This is a genomic window from Subtercola endophyticus (assembly GCF_021044565.1).
Lineage (GTDB): Bacteria > Actinomycetota > Actinomycetes > Actinomycetales > Microbacteriaceae > Subtercola > Subtercola endophyticus.
Genome location: NZ_CP087997.1, coordinates 1275675 through 1293207, shown reverse-complemented (window position 1 = coordinate 1293207; position 17533 = coordinate 1275675). Strand labels below are relative to the sequence as shown.

The 17533-nt window shown below is 66.3% G+C and carries 8 protein-coding genes and 1 tRNA gene; 4 read left to right on the top strand and 5 right to left on the bottom strand.

Annotated features, from left to right (window positions below; translation table 11 throughout):
• Positions 1-8 precede the first annotated feature (8 nt).
• Positions 9-1817, top strand: coding sequence for a DNA polymerase Y family protein (locus LQ955_RS06115; RefSeq protein ID WP_231027293.1), 1809 nt, complete (start codon positions 9-11; stop codon positions 1815-1817).
• Positions 1818-1849: 32 nt separating this feature from the next.
• Entirely contained in the window at positions 1850-5398 is a 3549-nt protein-coding gene (locus tag LQ955_RS06110) for an error-prone DNA polymerase (RefSeq protein ID WP_231027292.1), read from the top strand.
• Between the two features lie 158 nt (positions 5399-5556).
• Here LQ955_RS06110 and polA read toward each other — a convergent pair whose 3' ends face one another.
• Positions 5557-8283 carry a DNA polymerase I gene (gene polA, locus LQ955_RS06105; protein WP_231027291.1) on the bottom strand — a complete coding sequence of 909 codons (2727 nt, stop codon included), beginning with the start codon at positions 8281-8283 and terminating at the stop codon, positions 5557-5559.
• Between the two features lie 263 nt (positions 8284-8546).
• On the opposite strand from polA, the gene LQ955_RS06100 reads away from it, so the two are divergent.
• Positions 8547-8891 carry a PaaI family thioesterase gene (locus tag LQ955_RS06100; RefSeq protein ID WP_231028067.1) on the top strand — a complete coding sequence of 115 codons (345 nt, stop codon included), beginning with the start codon at positions 8547-8549 and terminating at the stop codon, positions 8889-8891.
• A 56-nt stretch (positions 8892-8947) separates the two neighbouring features.
• On the opposite strand, the gene LQ955_RS06095 is transcribed toward LQ955_RS06100, so the two are convergent.
• A complete protein-coding gene (locus LQ955_RS06095) occupies positions 8948-9556 on the bottom strand; it encodes an ANTAR domain-containing response regulator (RefSeq protein ID WP_231027290.1) in 609 nt (202 codons plus the stop codon).
• A 38-nt stretch (positions 9557-9594) separates the two neighbouring features.
• Here LQ955_RS06095 and LQ955_RS06090 point away from each other — a divergent pair.
• A tRNA-Leu gene (locus LQ955_RS06090) sits at positions 9595-9675 on the top strand.
• Positions 9676-9734: 59 nt separating this feature from the next.
• On the opposite strand, the gene pyk is transcribed toward LQ955_RS06090, so the two are convergent.
• From pyk to gltB, 3 genes are all read right to left on the bottom strand, one after another.
• Positions 9735-11186, bottom strand: a complete 1452-nt coding sequence (gene pyk / locus LQ955_RS06085) for a pyruvate kinase (RefSeq protein WP_231027289.1) — start codon at positions 11184-11186, stop codon at positions 9735-9737.
• Between the two features lie 198 nt (positions 11187-11384).
• Complete coding sequence (locus LQ955_RS06080) at positions 11385-12842, bottom strand: glutamate synthase subunit beta (RefSeq protein ID WP_231027288.1); 1458 nt, start codon at positions 12840-12842, stop codon at positions 11385-11387.
• Positions 12835-17358: a glutamate synthase large subunit gene (gene gltB / locus LQ955_RS06075; protein WP_231027287.1), complete on the bottom strand. Its 4524-nt coding sequence runs from the start codon at positions 17356-17358 to the stop codon at positions 12835-12837. Before gltB ends, LQ955_RS06080 begins: the two co-directional genes overlap by 8 nt.
• Positions 17359-17533: the final 175 nt, after the last annotated feature.

Here is a 17533-nt window from a genome sequence, read left to right as displayed (position 1 = left end):
TGAATACAGTGAACGATGTCACTCGAATGATGGTCGTCTGGGTTCCGGACTGGCCGGTTCGCGCCCACGCCCTCGCCGTGGAGATCTCGCCCGACTCCCCCCTTGCCGTGGTCGACCGCGGGCTCGTGTTCGCGTGCTCGGCGGCGGCCCGGGCCGAGGGGGTGCGCCGAGGCCAGCGCATTCGCGAGTCGCGGGCGAAGTGCCCCGGGCTTCTCGCGCTCGACTACGACGAGGCGCTCGATCACCGCAGCTTCGAGCCGATCGTGTCGGCGCTGGAGGCGCTGATGCCGGGGGTGCAGGTGCTGCGCCCGGGTATGTGTGCCCTGCGGGCGCGGGGGCCCAGCCGGTATTACGGAGGTGAACGGCAGGCGGCTCAGGTGGTGCTCAATACGCTTGCCTCTCTGTATGCGTTGACGGCCGAAGGCGGGTCGACTCCAGCCGCACGCATCGCCATCGCCGACGGGCGGTTCGCTGCCGAGCAGGCCACACGGATGCCCGGCTGGCCGGAAGCGTCTGCCCCGGTGGTGGCACAGGGGCCGACCCCGGGGCCGGCCCCGATCATCCGCATCGTTCCGCCAGGCGGCTCGCCTGCGTTTCTCGCGCCGCAGCCCATCGAGGCCATCGGCGACCCCGCCCTGGCCACGCTTCTGCGCCGGCTCGGCATGCCCACCCTCGGCGACTTCGCCGCGCTCGACTTTCGCGACGTGCGGGCCCGGTTCGCTGAAGCCGGGGTGCATGCGCACACCCTCGCGAGTGGTAGCGATGTTCGACGGGTCGTTCCGCGTCTGCCGCCTCAGCTGCGCGACGTGGAGATGTCGTTCGAACCACCGCTCGAGCTGGTCGACCAGATCACGTTCGCCTTTCGTACGGCGGCAGAGAGATTCGTCGCAGAACTCACGCAGGCACTGCTCGTGTGCACGAGCATCCTGGTGGAGTTGCACACCGAGAACGGGGCCATGCACGAGCGCAGCTGGGGGCATCCGCGCTGGTTCAGTGCGTCTGATGTGGTGGATCGCATCCGCTGGCAGGTGCAGGGGCGAACCGGCGCGGGCAACGGCGCGCTCGGTTCGGCCATCACGAAGGTGCGGGTGGTGCCGCAGGAGTTCGATTCGATCGGCAACTATGAGGCGGGGCTCTGGGGCAGCACGCCCGACGACCGGGTGCATCACGGGCTGTCGCGGGTGCAGAGCCTGCTGGGGCACGAGGGTGTGGTGACGGCGAGCATCGGCGGCGGGCGGGGGCTGGCCGAGCGCCAGGTCTTGGTGCCCTGGGGTGACGCGGTGGTGGCGCAAGACGCAGCCGGGCAGCGTGCGGCCGGGCAGCATACGGCCGGCGCAGCCGGCAGACCACGTGCAGGCGCAAAGGGCGCTGTGACGAAGAGTGCGGCCGCGCGCGTTGCCGGGCGGGTAGCCGGGCCGAAGGGTGCTGGTGCGAGTGCCGCCGCCCCGAAGGGGGCGAAAGCCGTGCCGCCGCCGTGGCCGGGGGCCGTTCCGCTGCCGGCACCGTCGACGGTGTTCGAGCGCCCGCAGGCGGTCACGGTGCGGGGTGCCGGTGGCGAGTCGATCACGGTGAGCCAACGAGGGGTGCTGTCGGGCATCCCAAACCTGTTTCTGCCGGTGGCCGACGAGCCGGGCGCGCCGGTCGAGCGGCTGCGGCCGCTGGAGGCGTGGGCGGGCCCGTGGCCGGTGCAGGAGCGCTGGTGGGATGCGGAGAAGGCCCGCGCGTTCCACCGTTTTCAGGTGGTCGACGCCTCGGGAACGGCGTGGCTGCTCGCGCTGCACGACCGGCGCTGGTGGGCGGAGGCGCGTTATGACTGAAAACTTCGGCACATTCCGAGGAGGGTGCAGCGATGGGGTTCAATAATCCGCCCATCAAGTGGGCCGAACTCGAGCGCGCGCTTTCCGATCGGCGACCCGGCACCAGCCCCGAGAAAGACGGAGGCGATGGGCCGGCGTTCTCGCGCAAACGCCAGCCGTACGTGCCACCGGCCGTCACGGTCGCTGCACCGCCCGACGAGCCGCTCGTGCCGTACGCCGAGTTGCACGCGCACTCGAACTTCAGTTTTCTCGATGGCGCATCGTCGCCCGAAGACCTGCTCGAAGAGGCGGCCCGGCTCCGGATGCACGGGCTTGCGCTCACCGACCACGACGGGTTCTACGGGGTGGTGCATCTCGCCGAAGCGGCGGAGGCTCATCCGCAGGTGGCGACGATTTTCGGGGCCGAGCTCTCGCTCGGGCTGAGCAAACCGCAGAACGGAGAAGCTGATCCCGAGGGTTCGCACCTCGTGGTGCTGGCACGCAAACAGGAGGGGTATCACCGGCTCGCGGGTGCCATCACCTCGGCACAGCTGGCCACCGATGCGGAGAAGGGGCGGCCGATCTTCGACCTCGAGCAACTGGCCGAGGCGGCGCGACGCCCCAGCCACGCGGGCGTGGGCGCGGGCGCTGGTGCGGGTGCAGGTGCAGGCGCAGGCCTGCTCGGCGACTCCGCGTGGACGGTGCTCACCGGCTGCCGCAAGGGCGCCGTGCGCCAGGCGCTCGTCACCGACGGGCCCGCCGCCGCCTCGCGCGAACTCGACCGGCTCGTCGCATTGTTCGGGCGCGGCAACGTTCTGGTCGAGCTGTTCGATCACGGTGATCCGCTGGCGAGCGACCTCAACGACGCGCTGGCCGAGCTGGCGGCGAAACACCGGCTCGACGTTGTCGCGACGGGCAACGTGCACTACGCCACCCCGCAGCAGTTCGAGCTCTCGCAGAGCCTCGCCGCCGTTCGCGCTCGTCGCAGTCTCACCGACCTCGAGGGGTGGTTGCCGGCATCCGCTGGGTCGCATCTGCGTTCGGGGGCCGAGATGACGGCACGGTTCGCGCGTTACCCGGGGGCTGTCGAACGTACGGTGGAGGTGGCGGATGACCTCTCGTTTCAGCTGCGAACAGCCAGGCCGCGCCTCCCCCGCCAAGAGATGCCCGACGGGCACACACCAATGAGCTATCTACGCGAACTGGTCGAGAAGGGCATGCCCGACCACTACCCCGACGCCACCGATGCCGTGCGCGAGCGCATCGAGAGCGAGCTTGCGGTCATCGAGCAGAAAGACTTTCCGGGTTACTTTCTGATCGTCTGGGACATGGTGCGCTACGCGCGCAGCCAGAACATTCTCTGCCAGGGGCGCGGGTCGGCGGCCAACTCGGCGGTCTGCTACATCCTCGACATCACGGCCGTCGATTCGATCAAGTTCGACCTGCCGTTTCAACGGTTCTTGTCGCACCTGCGCGACGAAGAACCCGATATCGATGTGGATTTCGATTCGGATCGACGGGAGGAGGTCATTCAGTACGTCTATACGAAGTACGGTCGACGAAATGCCGCGCAGGTCGCGAACGTCATCAGTTACCGGCCCAAGTTCGCGGTGCGCGACATGGCGAAGGCGCTCGGTTACTCTGCCGGCCAGCAGGATGCCTGGGCGAAGCAGGTCGAGCGCTGGGGCCCGGCGGTCGAGACGAAAGATCACGACATTCCTGCCGACGTGATGGAGCTGGTGGAGCAGGTACTCAAGTTTCCGCGCCACCTCGGCATTCATTCGGGAGGAATGGTGCTCACCGACGGGCCCGTCGGCGAGGTCTGCCCCATCGAGAACGGGCGAATGGATGATCGCACCGTTCTGCAGTGGGACAAAGACGACTGCGCCTGGATGGGCCTCGTGAAGTTCGACATGCTCGGGCTCGGCATGCTCTCGGCGCTGCAGCACAGCTTCGACCTGGTGCGGGAGCATCTCGGCGAAGACTGGACTCTCAAGAACATTCCGAAAGAAGAGCAGGGCGTGTACGACATGCTCTGCCGAGCCGACTCGATCGGGGTGTTCCAGGTGGAGAGCCGAGCGCAGATGGGCACACTGCCGCGGCTGCAGCCGCGCAAGATGTACGACCTCGTGGTCGAGATCGCGCTCATCCGCCCCGGGCCGATTCAGGGCGGAGCCGTGCATCCGTACATCCGGCGCAAGCTGAAGCTCGAACCCATCACGTACCTGCACCCGAAACTCAAGGCTCCGTTGGAGCGAACTCTCGGGGTGCCGCTGTTTCAAGAGCAGCTCATGCAGATGGCCGTAGCGGTGGGCAACTGCACGGCCGAAGACGCCGACCTGCTGCGGCGCGCAATGGGGTCCAAGCGCGGCATCGAGAAGATCTCGTCGCTGCGCTCGAAGTTGTTCGAGGGCATGGCGGCGAACGGCATTGAGCCTGAGGTCGCCGAGCAGATCTACCAGAAGATCGAGGCGTTCGCGAACTTCGGGTTCGCTGAAAGTCACTCGCAGAGCTTCGCGCTGCTGGTCTACGCCAGCTCGTGGTTCAAGCTGCACTACCCGGCCGCGTTTCTCGCGTCGCTGCTGCGTGCCCAGCCCATGGGGTTCTACTCGCCGCAGACGCTGGTGGCGGATGCCCGGCGGCACGGCGTCGTGGTGCACCGCCCCGACATCCAGCGTTCGGGCGTGCTGGCCGGGCTCGAGCCCGCGGAATCGATCGAGCTACGAGTTTGTGCGGGTGCTGGCACCGAACACCCGCACAAACTCGTAGCTCGATCGCCGCAGATGGTGGCGGCGACAGGGATGGATGCGTGCGCGGTGTTCGAGCAGCCGACGCCCGCCGAGGTGTTCGACCGGGAGGTGCCGCCCGACCATGCGCAGCACCGGCGCGACGGCAACCTCGACGTGCGGCTCGGGCTCGCCGAGATCAAGTCGATCGGCAAAAAGGTGGCCGAGCGCATCGTGGCCGAGCGCGACCGCGGCGGCGAGTACCTCAGCATGGCCGACGTCGCTCGGCGCAACGACCTCAACACCGTGCAGATGGAGGCGCTCGCTTCGTCGGGGGCGTTCACCAGTCTTAAGCTCACCCGCCGGGAGGCGCTGTGGGAGGCCGGCAACGCCGCTCAAGACAAGTCCGAATACCTGCCGGGCACGTTCGTGAGCGTTCAGCCGCCTCTGCTGCCGATGCTCAACCCCACCGAGCAGGTGATCTACGACCTCTGGAGCACCGGCATCTCGCCCGACGATCATCCGGTCGCCCACTCGCGGGCGCTACTGGATGCCCGGGGTGCCCTTTCGATCGCGGCATGCTCCACCACGGAGAACGGCCGGCGCATCGAAGTCGGTGGAGTCGTGACCCATCGCCAGCGCCCCGCGACCGCCAGCGGAATCACCTTCGTGAACCTCGAAGATGAGACGGGCATCCTGAACGTCATCTGCAGTGTCGGCGTGTGGAGCCGTTACCGCCGTGTCGCTCGTGAGGCGCCGGCGATGATCGTGCGCGGCATCATCGAGCGCTCCCCCGAGGGCATTCTCAACCTCATCGCCGACCGCTTCGAGCTGCTGCCCCTCGGCGCCCCCACCCGCTCCCGCGACTTTCGCTGAGCCGACCGCCATGGCAACACGTGCGACAGCGACGTTTGCGGTCGAGATGAGCCGCCGGGGCGGTCGCGCTCGTCCGAAAACGTCGCTTTCAACCCTCTGGAGGGGGAAAGGAGGCGGGCGGCGCGGGAAGGAGGGCGGCGCAAGAAGGAGGGCGGGCGCTAGTGCGCCGCCTCGTTCCAGTTCTGGCCGCGGCCGAGTTGCACGTCGAGCGGCACCTTGAGCTCGGCGGCGGTCGACATGCGGGTTTCGACGATGGCGGCCAGGGAATCCCACTCGCCCGGAAACACCTCGAAGACGAGCTCATCGTGCACCTGGAGAAGCATGCGCGACTGCAGAGAATGCGACGCGAGGTCAAGAGAGATGTTGACCATGGCGATCTTCAGAATGTCGGCGGCGGTGCCCTGGATGGGCGCGTTCAACGCCTGGCGCTCGGCGTTGTCACGCAGAACGCGGTTCGGGCTCGACAGGTCGGGAAAGAGGCGGCGGCGACCGAAGATGGTTTCGGTGTAGCCGTCTTCGCGCGCCTGCACGACGACGTTGCGCAGGTAATCGCGCACCGCACCGAAACGCTCGAAGTAGTCGGTCATCAGCTGCTTCGCCTCGGCGGTGGGGATGCGCAGCTGTTTCGAGAGCCCGAACGCCGAGAGACCGTAGGCGAGGCCGTACGACATGGCCTTGACCTTCGACCGCATGGCCGAGGTCACGTCTTCAGGCTCGACACCGAAGATGCGGGCGCCCACGAACCGGTGCAGGTCTTCGCCCGACTGAAAAGCGGTGATCAGCCCCTCGTCTTCGGAGAGGTGCGCCATGATGCGCATCTCGATCTGCGAGTAGTCAGTGGTCAGCAGCGTCTCGTACGACTCCCCCACCATGAAAGCCTTGCGGATGCGCCGGCCCTCCTCGGTGCGAACCGGAATGTTCTGCAGATTCGGGTCGGTCGACGAGATGCGGCCGGTCGAACTGCCGGTCTGGATGTACGTGGTGTGGATGCGCCGGTCGGTGCTGATCGACTTGTCGAGGGTTTCGACGATCTGGTTGAGCTTGGTGGCGTCGCGGTGGAGCAGCAACAGATCGAGAAACGGATGCGGCGAACTCGCCTGCAGGTCGGCCAGCGCGACCGCGTCGGTGGAGTAGCCGGTCTTCGTGGCGCGGGTCTTCGGCATGCCGAGCTGGTCGAACAGAACCTCTTGGATCTGCTTCGGCGAGCCCAGGTTGATCTCGCGCTCGATGATGCCGAACGCGTCGCTCGCTATCTGGGCCGAGCGTGTGGTGAGCTCGTTCGACAGCTCGGAGAGCTGGGTGTGACTCACGGCGACGCCGTCGAGCTCCATCTGGGCCAGTACGGCCAGAACGGGCATCTCGATGTCGACGAGAACCGAGCGCGACCCGTCGTCGAGCTTCTCATTGATCGCTCGCGCGACGCGCGCCACGTACCAGGCGGTGCCCGCCGGGCCGACCACCGAGTCGTCGTCGGGCACGAGCTGGTTGGGATCGGGTGTCGGCAACGATTCGTTGAGGTAGCGATCGACCAGATCGGTGAGTGCCGGCGACGCGCTGTCTGACTTGAGCAGCCATGCCGCGACCGACGTGTCGAAGGTGATTCCATCGACCGTGAGGCCTGCTGTCAACAGAGTCTTCAGCTGGTGCTTCGCGCCGTGCAGAAGCTTCGGTGCGGGGCTCGCCAGCCAGTTCTCGAACGGCAGGTAGTCGGCGCGGTCAGGGATCCACGGCAGAAAGACGGTCGATTCGGCGCTGGCGAGGCCGAACCCGATGGGTTTGCCGTCGAGCAACTCGACCTCGAGCCCCAGGCCGAACGGCTCGGCCGCAACGGCCCGGGCCAGCCACGCCTGCAGTTCTTCGTCGAGCAGCGTCGTCGGGGCCGGAGCCACGGCGGCCTTTTCGTCGACAAGACGGCCGCCCGCGCCGGCGCCGCCAGCACCGGCACCACTGCCGAGGCCGCCGCCGAACGCGCTGCTGCCGGTGCCGTCGTCGCCGACACCCTCGAGCTTGAACACCCGCTCGAGCAGTGTGCGAAACTCCAGCCGAGCGAACAGGTCGCGCACGGCCTGCTCGTCGATCGGCCGCTTGCCGAAGTCGGCCGGCCCGAGCGGCAGCTCGACGTCGGTGAGCAGCCGGTTCAGTTTGCGGTTGCGCACCGCGTTCTCTTGGAACTCGCGCAGGCTCTCGCCGACTTTGCCGCCGATCTCGTCGGAGCGGCGCAGAATCTCGTCGAGGCTGCCGAACTGGTTCAGCCACTTGACCGCGGTCTTTTCGCCGACCTTCGGGATGCCCGGCAGATTGTCGCTCGTCTCGCCGACCAACGCGGCAACCTCGGGGTACTGGTGCGGCTCGATGCCGTAGCGCTCGAACACCTTGTTGCGGTCGTACCGCGTGAGTTCGGTGACACCCTGCCGTGACGGGTAGAGCAGCGTGACGTTGTCGTTGACAAGCTGGATCGCGTCGCGATCGCCCGACACGACAAGCACGCGATACCCCTGCTCGGTGCCCTGCCGGGCGAGCGTGGCGAGAATGTCGTCGGCCTCGAAGTCTTCTTTCTCGAGCGTTTCGATGTTCATCGCCTTGAGGGCGTCTTTCAGCAGCGGAACCTGGCCCGAGAACTCTGGCGGGGTCTCGTGTCGTGTGCCTTTGTATTCGGGGTATTCACGCGTGCGGAACGACTGCCTCGACATGTCGAACGCCACAGCCAGATGTGTCGGCTTCTCGTTCTTCAGAAGCAGCAAAAGCATCGACAAAAAGCCGTGGATGGCGTTCGTGTGCTGCCCGTCTCTGGTCTGAAAACTGTCGACGGGAAGCGCGTAGAACGCTCGGAAAGCGAGCGAATGCCCGTCGATTATGAGAAGGGTAGGCTGTTCGATGTCGGACACACGCCAAGCCTACACAGGCCCTCCGACAGTCTTCCGACGCAGATTCGGCGCACCGATGGGGCGTTCGAGCAGGCAGTTCAGCGGGCTCCGGATGCTCAACAGCGCAGTTAGGGTAACAAATGTCAACGCCGCCTCCCTCCGTGCCGTCCGATGTTCCGACCAGTGCGCCGTCCGATGTGCCGACAGGAGTGACGGCCGGCGCCGAGCCTCTCGACTTCGAGGCCGTCTTCAGCGGCCTGAGCAAGGGCTCACTCGCCGAGAAGATGGGAATCGAGTTCCTCGAAATCACCCCAGAGCATTCGGTCGCCACCATGCCCGCCGAGGGCAACACTCAGCCGTTCGGTGTGGTGCACGGCGGCGCGTATGTGGTGCTGGCAGAGAGTCTGGGGTCGTCTGCCGCGACGGTGTTCGCCGGTCCGGGCAAGGTGGGCATGGGCATCGAGGTGAACGCCAGTCACACCGGTTCGGTGAGCAGCGGAACGGTGACCGGTGTCTGCACCGCCATCAAGCTCGGGCGCACGTTGACGGTGCACGAGGTGGCGATTTCAGACGAAAAAGGTCGGCGACTTTCGACGGTGCGCATCACGAACATCATTCGTGAGGTCTGAGCCTCTGAGAACGCGAACCCCGGGCATCCGGATGCCCGTACCGAACGCACGCGAAGCTAGCTCTTCTTGACGCTCAACTGCTCGATGATGGCCTGTGCAACGTCGTGCATCGTGAGGCGGCGATCCATCGACGCCTTCTGGATCCAGCGGAACGCCTCGGGCTCCGTGAGCCCCATCTTCTCGTTGAGCAGACCCTTCGCCCGGTCGACGAGCTTGCGGGTCTCGAACCGCTCGACGAGGTCGGCGACCTCGGCCTCGAGGGTGATGATCTGCGCGTAACGCGAGAGAGCGATCTCGATGGCGGGAAGCAGGTCGTTCGGCGTGAACGGCTTGACCACGTAAGCAAGGGCGCCGGCCTCGGTGGCGCGCTCGACGAGTTCTTTCTGGCTGAATGCGGTGAGCAGCACGACGGGCGCGATGTGGCCCTTGCTGAGGCGTTCGGCAGCGGAGATTCCGTCGAGAAGCGGCATCTTGACATCCATGATGACCAGGTCGGGGCGCAGTTCGGTGGCCAGAGCGACGGCGGTTTCGCCGTCACCGGCCTCGCCGACGACCTCGAACCCGGCGTCACGCAGAATCTCGACGATGTCGAGGCGGATGAGGGATTCGTCTTCGGCGACGACAACGCGGCGTGGCGCAGTCGTTGGAGTATCTTGGTCAGTCACACCTCAACCCTACGGTATTCTGATCACTGTTGATGCGAGCCGGTGTGGCGGAATGGTAGACGCGGCGCACTCAAAATGCGTTGTTGCAAGACGTGCGGGTTCGAGTCCCGCCACCGGTACAGAATTACGAAAAGACCCGGGAGAGTAGATCTCCCGGGCCTTTTTGTTGTCTGACGGCTTAGTGGTCGAGCTCGTCGGGCGACGGCTTCTGCGGGTTGTGGCCCTCACCGACGATGTGCACGCGCATGTCGTTGGTGGTGCCGGCCTTTCCGGGAGGGGAACCCGAGATCACCACGACCTTGTCGCCGAGCTGGGCCATGTTCTCGCCGAGCAGCACGTCGTCGGCCTGAACCATGAGCTGGTCGGTGTGCTTGACGCGATCGACCAGGTACGGATCGACACCCCACGACAGGGCCATGCGGCGACGGATGCCCGGCTCAGGGGTGAGCCCGATAATCGGTATCGACGACCGCAGCCGCGCCATGCGCCGCACGGAGTCACCGGACTCGGTGAACACCACGAGGTACTTCGCCTCGACGAAGTCGGCGACCTCGGCCGCGGCGAGGGTGACCGCGCCGGCCTGGGTGCGCGGCTTGGTGCCGAGCGCGGGGATGCGCTCGAGGCCGTGCACCTCGGTCGATTCCACGATGCGGGCCATGGTCTGAACGGTGATGACCGGGTACTCGCCGACAGACGTTTCGCCCGAGAGCATGACCGCGTCGGCCCCGTCGAGCACCGCATTGGCGACGTCGGAGGTCTCAGCCCGAGTGGGAATCGGCGAGGAGATCATCGATTCGAGCATCTGCGTCGCCACGATGACCGGCTTGGCCATGCGGCGAGAGAGCTCGATGGCGCGCTTCTGCACGATCGGCACCGCTTCGAGCGGCAGCTCGACGCCGAGGTCACCACGGGCGACCATGATGCTGTCGAAGGCGTCGATGATCTCTTCGAGGTTGTCGACGGCTTGCGGCTTCTCGATTTTGGCGCAGACGGGAATCTTGCGACCCTCTTCTGCCATGATCTCGTGGACTCGCTTGATGTCGGCGGCGTCACGAACGAATGAGAGCGCGATCAGATCTGCGCCGAGACGAAGGCCCCAACGAAGATCGGCCTCGTCTTTCTCTGAGAGCGCCGGCACGTTGACCGCGACGCCGGGCAGATTGATGCCCTTGTTGTTCGACACGTTGCCGGCCACGATGACTTCGGTGGTGACGACGGTGCCGTCGGTCTCCAGAACCTTGACCTTGACCTTGCCGTCGTCGATCAGCAGAAAGTCGCCGGGGGCGACGTCTTGCGGAAGGCCCTTGAACGTGGTGCCCGAGAGCTCGCGCGTTCCGATGACCTCTTCGGTGGTGATTTTGAAGATGTCGCCTTGCTCGAGGTAGTAGGGGCCTGCCTCGAACTTTCCGAGACGGATCTTCGGGCCCTGCAGGTCGACGAGCACCGCTACCGCGCGGCCCGAGTCTTCTGCGGCCTGGCGCACGGTGGCGTAAATGCCCTCGTGCACGTCGTACGAGCCGTGGCTCAGGTTCATGCGGCAGACGTCGACTCCGGCATCGATGATGGCCCGGATGTTCTCGTACGACGAGGTGGCCGGCCCCAGCGTGGCGACGATTTTTGCGCGTCTCATTCTTTGGTGTGCTCCATGCTTCTGCGCGGGTGCGCATTGGTGAAATAGTCCACTGCACTCACAGGCCCATTATGGCCTTCGAAGGTGACGTGGTGGTGAACGGGTAATTCGAAGTGACGATCAGTTCGTGATCTTGCCTTCGAAGGTGACGTGGTGGTGAACGGTCGAAAATGGATGAACGGGTCGAAGCCCAGCGACTCAGATCGAGATCGCCCGGTCGTTCGGCGCGACGGGGAACGGCAGCTCGGTGTCGCCCTCGAGGTAGCGGTCGACCGAAGCGGCGGCGGCGCGCCCCTCGGCGATGGCCCAGACGATGAGCGACTGACCGCGACCGGCGTCGCCGGCCACGAACACGCCCGGGATGCTCGTCTCGTAGTCTTCGTTGCGCTCGACGTTTCCGCGGCCGTCGAACTGTGCCCCGACCTGGTTGGCCAGGTCGGCGGATTCGGGGCCGGTGAAGCCCAGCGCCAGAAGAACGAGGTCGGCGGGGATCTCCCGCTCGGTGCCCGCCTTGGGAACCCGGCGGCCATCGAGGTATTCCGTCTCGGCGACGCGGATCGCCCGCACCTCGCCGGCCTCGTTCGAGAGGAACTCGACGGTCGAGGCGAGGTACATGCGCTCCCCACCCTCTTCGTGGGCGCTGGACACCTCGAAGAGATTCGGAACCATGGGCCACGGCTGGGCATCCGGTCGCTCGGTGGGCGGCTGCGTGCCGATGGCGAGGTTCGTCACCGAGAGGGCCTGCTGGCGGTGCGCGGTGCCGATGCAGTCGGCGCCGGTGTCACCGCCGCCCAGAACGACGACGTGCTTGCCCTCGGCCGTGATCTGATCGACGACGGTGTCGCCGGCGCCGACCTTGTTGCCCTGAACCAGAAACTCCATGGCGTAGTGCACGCCGTCAAGGTCGCGCCCCGGAATCGGCAGATCACGGGGAACGGTTGCGCCCGTGCACACGATCACGGCGTCGTACCGCGAGCGAAGGTCGGCCCAGGTGATGTCGACGCCGATGTTGATTCCGGCGCGGAAGCGGGTGCCCTCGGCCATCATCTGGCTCAGGCGAGACTCGAGGTGGCGCTTCTCCATCTTGAAGTCGGGAATGCCGTAACGCAGCAGCCCGCCGATACGGTCGTCACGCTCGTAGACGGCGACCGTGTGGCCGGCGCGGGTCAGCTGCTGGGCGGCGGCGAGGCCCGCAGGCCCCGATCCGACGACCGCGACCGTCTTGCCCGTGAGGCGCTCGGGCGGGTGCGGCTGCACCCAGCCGTTCGCGAACGCCTGGTCGATGATCGACACCTCGACCTGCTTGATGGTCACCGCAGGCTGGTTGATGCCGAGTACGCACGAACTCTCGCACGGCGCCGGGCAGAGCCGGCCCGTGAACTCGGGAAAGTTGTTCGTGGCGTGGAGTCGCTCGATGGCCTGCCGGCCCTCGCCGCGCCAGGTGAAGTCGTTCCACTCCGGAATGAGGTTTCCCAGCGGACATCCTTTGTGACAGAACGGAATGCCGCAATCCATACAGCGGCCGGCCTGACGCCGAGTTTCGCTGGAATTAGCCGGCTCGTAGACCTCTTTCCAGTCCATGAGCCGAATCGGAACGGGCCGCCGCTTGGGCAGCTCACGCTCAGTGACCTTCAGAAATCCCTTGGGATCAGCCACCGGTTACCTCCAGAATTCTTTCCCAGACCACGTCGCCGTCGGGGTCGAGCCCCTCGTCGACCGCCGTCTGGCGAGTAGCGAGAACCGCGGCGTAGTCGCGCGGCAGCACCTTGACGAACTCAGCCGCCACGGTGTCGAAGTCGGCCAGCATCGACGCTGCCAGCGTCGACCCGGTCTCGGCCTCGTGTTCGGTGAGCAGCGAACGCACCAGTTCGGTGTCGTTCGCGTCGAGGGGCGAGAGTTGCAGCTCGCCACTGGCCAGCGAATCGGTGTTCACCAGATCGGTACTGAGCTTGTACACGTAGGCGGTGCCGCCCGACATACCGGCGCCGAGGTTGCGGCCCGTGGTGCCCAGAATCAGCGCGATTCCGCCGGTCATGTACTCGAGCGCGTGGTCTCCGACGCCTTCGGCTACCGCCGTGGCACCCGAGTTGCGCACCAAGAAGCGCTCCCCCACGATGCCGCGGATGAACATGCTGCCGCGGGTCGCGCCGTAACCGATCACGTTGCCGGCGATGACGTTGCGCGCGGCGTCGAACGTTGCTTCACGCGACGGCCGCACGATGATGCGCCCGCCCGAGAGCCCCTTGCCGACGTAGTCGTTGGAGTCTCCTTCGAGCCGAAGGGTGATGCCCGCCGGCATGAAGGCGCCGAGCGACTGCCCGGCCGAGCCCTGCAGGCTGATCTGGATGGTGTCGTCGGGCAGGCCCTGTTCGCCGTGCCGAACGGTCACCTCGTGGCCGAGCATGGTTCCGACGGCCCGTTCGGTGTTGCGAATGGGCAGCGAAATGACCACCGGCTCGCCGAACTCGAGGGCTTCGGATGCATCGCGGATGAGTCGCTTGTCGAAGTGCTTCTCCAGCTCATGCTCTTGTGGCCTGCGGTTGACGCGCGGTTCGTCGTCGCTGAACGTCGGGCCGACGAGGATCGGCGACAGGTCGAGACCGTCTGCCTTCCAGTGCTCCAAGGCGTGGTCGACGTTGAGCAGCTCGTGGTGACCGATGGCCTCTTCGAGCGTGCGGAAGCCGAGCTCGGCGAGGTATTCGCGCACCTCTTGAGCCAGGAATTCGAAGAAGTTGACCACGAACTCCGGCTTGCCGCTGAAGCGCGCGCGAAGTTCGGGGTTCTGCGTCGCGACACCTACCGGGCAGGTGTCGAGGTGGCAGACCCGCATCATGACGCAGCCCGACACCACCAGAGGCGCGGTCGCGAAACCGAACTCCTCGGCGCCGAGCAGAGCACCGACGATGACGTCGCGGCCCGTCTTCATCTGGCCGTCGACCTGTACAACTACGCGGTCACGCATGCCGTTGAGCATCAGCGTCTGCTGGGTCTCGGCGAGGCCGAGTTCCCACGGCGTACCGGCGTGCTTCAGCGAGTTGAGCGGGCTGGCGCCCGTTCCGCCGTCGTGACCGGAGACCAGCACGACGTCGGCCAGAGCCTTCGTCACACCGGCCGCAACCGCGCCGATGCCGTTCTGGCTCACCAGTTTGACGTGCACCCGAGCCTCGGGGTTGGCGCGCTTGAGGTCGAAGATGAGCTGCTTGAGGTCTTCGATCGAGTAGATGTCGTGGTGCGGCGGCGGCGAGATGAGGCCGACGCCTGCCGTCGCGTGACGCGTGCGGGCGACCCACGGGTAGACCTTCGTCGGGGGCAGTTGCCCGCCCTCGCCGGGCTTCGCACCCTGCGCCATCTTGATCTGAATGTCGGTGGCGTGCGTGAGGTACATGCTCGTCACACCGAAGCGACCGGATGCGACCTGCTTGATGGCGCTGCGCCGTTCGGGGTCGAGCAGGCGTGCCGTGTCTTCGCCGCCTTCACCGGTGTTCGACTTGGCTCCGAGCCGGTTCATCGCGATGGCGAGCGTGGTGTGCGCCTCTTCGCTGATGGATCCGTAGCTCATAGCGCCGGTCGAGAACCGCTTCACGATGGATTCGATCGACTCCACTTCATCGAGCGGAACGGGCTTACGGGCATCCGTTCGCAGCTTGAAGAGCCCGCGCAGGGTCATCAGCGACTCGGCCTGGTCGTCGACCAGCTTGGTGTACTCGCGAAAGATGTCATACCGACGCGCGCGGGTGGAGTGCTGCAGCTTGAACACCGTGTCGGGGTTGAAGAGGTGCGGCGGGCCCTCGCGGCGCCACTGGTATTCGCCGCCGACCGCGAGCGGTTCGTGCACGGTCACACTGCCGTCTTCGGGGAACGCTGCCGCGTGCCGGTTGGCGCTCTCTGCCGCGATGACGTCGATGCCGACCCCGCCGAGCTTCGAAGAGGTGCCGGTGAAGTACTGCGCGACGAACTCTTTGTCGAGGCCGACGGCTTCGAACGCCTGGGCGCCCGCGTACGACGACACTGTAGAGATGCCCATCTTCGACATGATCTTCAGAACGCCCTTGCCGAGCGCTTTGATGACGTTCTTCACCGCCTTCTCGGGGCTGATGCCGGTGATCATGCCCGAGCGCACGAGGTTCTCGCAGGTCTCCATGGCCAGGTACGGGTTGATGGCAGATGCCCCGTAGCCGATCAAGAGCGCGACGTGATGCACCTCGCGCACATCGCCGGCCTCGACGATCATGCCGACCTTCATGCGGTTCTGGGTGCGGATGAGGTGGTGGTGCACACCCGCCAACATCAGCAGCGACGGAACCGGAGCGTTCTCTTTGTTCGAGTCGCGGTCGCTGAGCACGATGAACTTCGCGCCGTTCGCAATGGCCTCGTCGGCCTCGAGACACATCTCGGCGATGCGGTCTTGCATCGCCTTCGGGCCGTCTTCGAAACGGTACAGCCCCTTGATGGTGGTCGTGGTGAAGCTGCCCGGGCTCGGGTCGATGTGCTGGATCTTCGCGAGCTCGTCGTTGTCGATCACCGGAAAGTCGAGCACGACCTGGCCGGTGTGACCGGGGGTGGCGTCGAGCAGGTTGCGTTCGGGGCCGAGCCCGAGGCGCAGCGAGGTGACGACTTCTTCGCGAATCGAGTCGAGCGGCGGGTTCGTCACCTGCGCGAACTGCTGCGTGAAGTAGTCGAACAGCAGCCGCGGCCGGTTCGAGAGCACCGCGATGGGAGTGTCGGAGCCCATGGCGCCGAGCGGCTCTGCGCCGTTCTTGGCCATCGGGGTCAGCAGAATGCGAATCTCTTCTTCGGTGAAACCGAAGGTGCGCTGCCGGCGCGTGACCGACGCCGGGGTGTGCACGATGTGCTCACGCTCGGGCAGGTCGCGCAGGTTGATGCGGCCCTGCTCGAGCCATTCGGCGTACGGCTCGCTCGCGGCCAGCTCGTCTTTGATCTCGTCGTCTTCGATGATGCGGCCGGCCTCGGTGTCGACGAGAAACATCTTTCCCGGGCGCAGCCGGCCCTTGCGCACGACCTTGGCGGGGTCGACGTCGAGCACGCCGATCTCGCTGGCAAGCACGACGAGGCCGTCATCGGTGACGAGGTAGCGACCCGGGCGCAGGCCGTTACGGTCGAGCGTGGCACCGACGAGCGATCCGTCGGTGAAGACCAGCGCTGCCGGCCCGTCCCACGGCTCCATCAGCGTGGCGTGGAACTCGTAGAACGCGCGGCGGGCCGGGTCGAACGAGGCGTTGTTCTCCCACGCTTCGGGCACCATCATCATGATGGCGTGCGGCAGCGGGCGGCCCGCGAGAGTCAACAGTTCGACGACCTCGTCGAACGAAGCCGAGTCGCTGGCGCCCGGCGTGACGATCGGCAGCAGCGGGGCGATTTCGCCCATGACGGTGCTCTTCAGCTGAGACTGGCGCGCGCGCATCCAGTTGCGGTTGCCCTGCACCGTGTTGATCTCGCCGTTGTGCGCCATCATGCGCAGGGGTTGCGCGAGCGGCCACGACGGGAACGTGTTGGTGGAGTAGCGCGAGTGCACCAGAGCGAGCTTCGACGCGAACCGCTCGTCAGAGAGGTCGGGGTAGAACGGCTCGAGCTGAAGCGTGGTGACCATGCCCTTGTAGGTGAGCGTACGGCTCGAGAGCGACATGAAGTAGACCTCATGCTCGTGCTCGATGCGCTTGCGCAGCCGGTAGGTGAGCCGGTCGAGGTGGATGCCCGTGGCCTTCTCGCCCGTAGCGTCATGGTGTTTCGCCTCTACGTAGAGCTGGCGGATGGCCGGCATCGCCTCGCGCGCCAGTCGCCCGAGCTCGTCGGGGCGCACCGGAACCTCGCGCCAGCCGAGCACCCGCAGGCCCTCTTCGTCGGCGATCTCGGCGATTCGGGCGACGACCTTCTCGCGTTCGTCGTGGTCGAGCGGCAGAAACGCGTTGCCGACCGCGTAGTGGCCGACCTCGGGCAGTTCGAGCCCGGAGACCGCGCGCAAGAACTCGTCGGGAATCTGCGTCAGGATGCCCGCGCCGTCGCCGGTGCCGGCATCGGAACCCACGGCGCCGCGGTGCTCGAGGTTGCGCAGCGCTTCGAGTGCCGTGTCGATGATGTCGTGGCCGGCGGTGCCGCGCAGCGTGGCGACCATGGCCAGGCCGCACGCGTCTTTCTCCGCGGCCGGGTCATACATGCCCTGCGCGGCCGGGAGCGACGAAAATGCGCTGCTCGCAGGCTCGACCGAGTGAGACCGAGAAGCACTGAAGGTTTCAACCATGAGAATCCATCCCCCCGGCAATCGCACTACCGGGTTGTTCTGACTGGGACGCCGGTGGCCCGAATGTGGTGGAAGGTGTGATGTGTGCCGT

Coding starts and splice junctions, on each gene's coding strand:
- gltB (WP_231027287.1), bottom strand. CDS start 17,358: ATGTATGACCCGGCCGCGGAGAAAGACGCGTGCGGCCTGGCCATGGTC.
- LQ955_RS06110 (WP_231027292.1), top strand. CDS start 1,850: ATGGGGTTCAATAATCCGCCCATCAAGTGGGCCGAACTCGAGCGCGCG.
- LQ955_RS06100 (WP_231028067.1), top strand. CDS start 8,547: ATGGGAATCGAGTTCCTCGAAATCACCCCAGAGCATTCGGTCGCCACC.
- pyk (WP_231027289.1), bottom strand. CDS start 11,186: ATGAGACGCGCAAAAATCGTCGCCACGCTGGGGCCGGCCACCTCGTCG.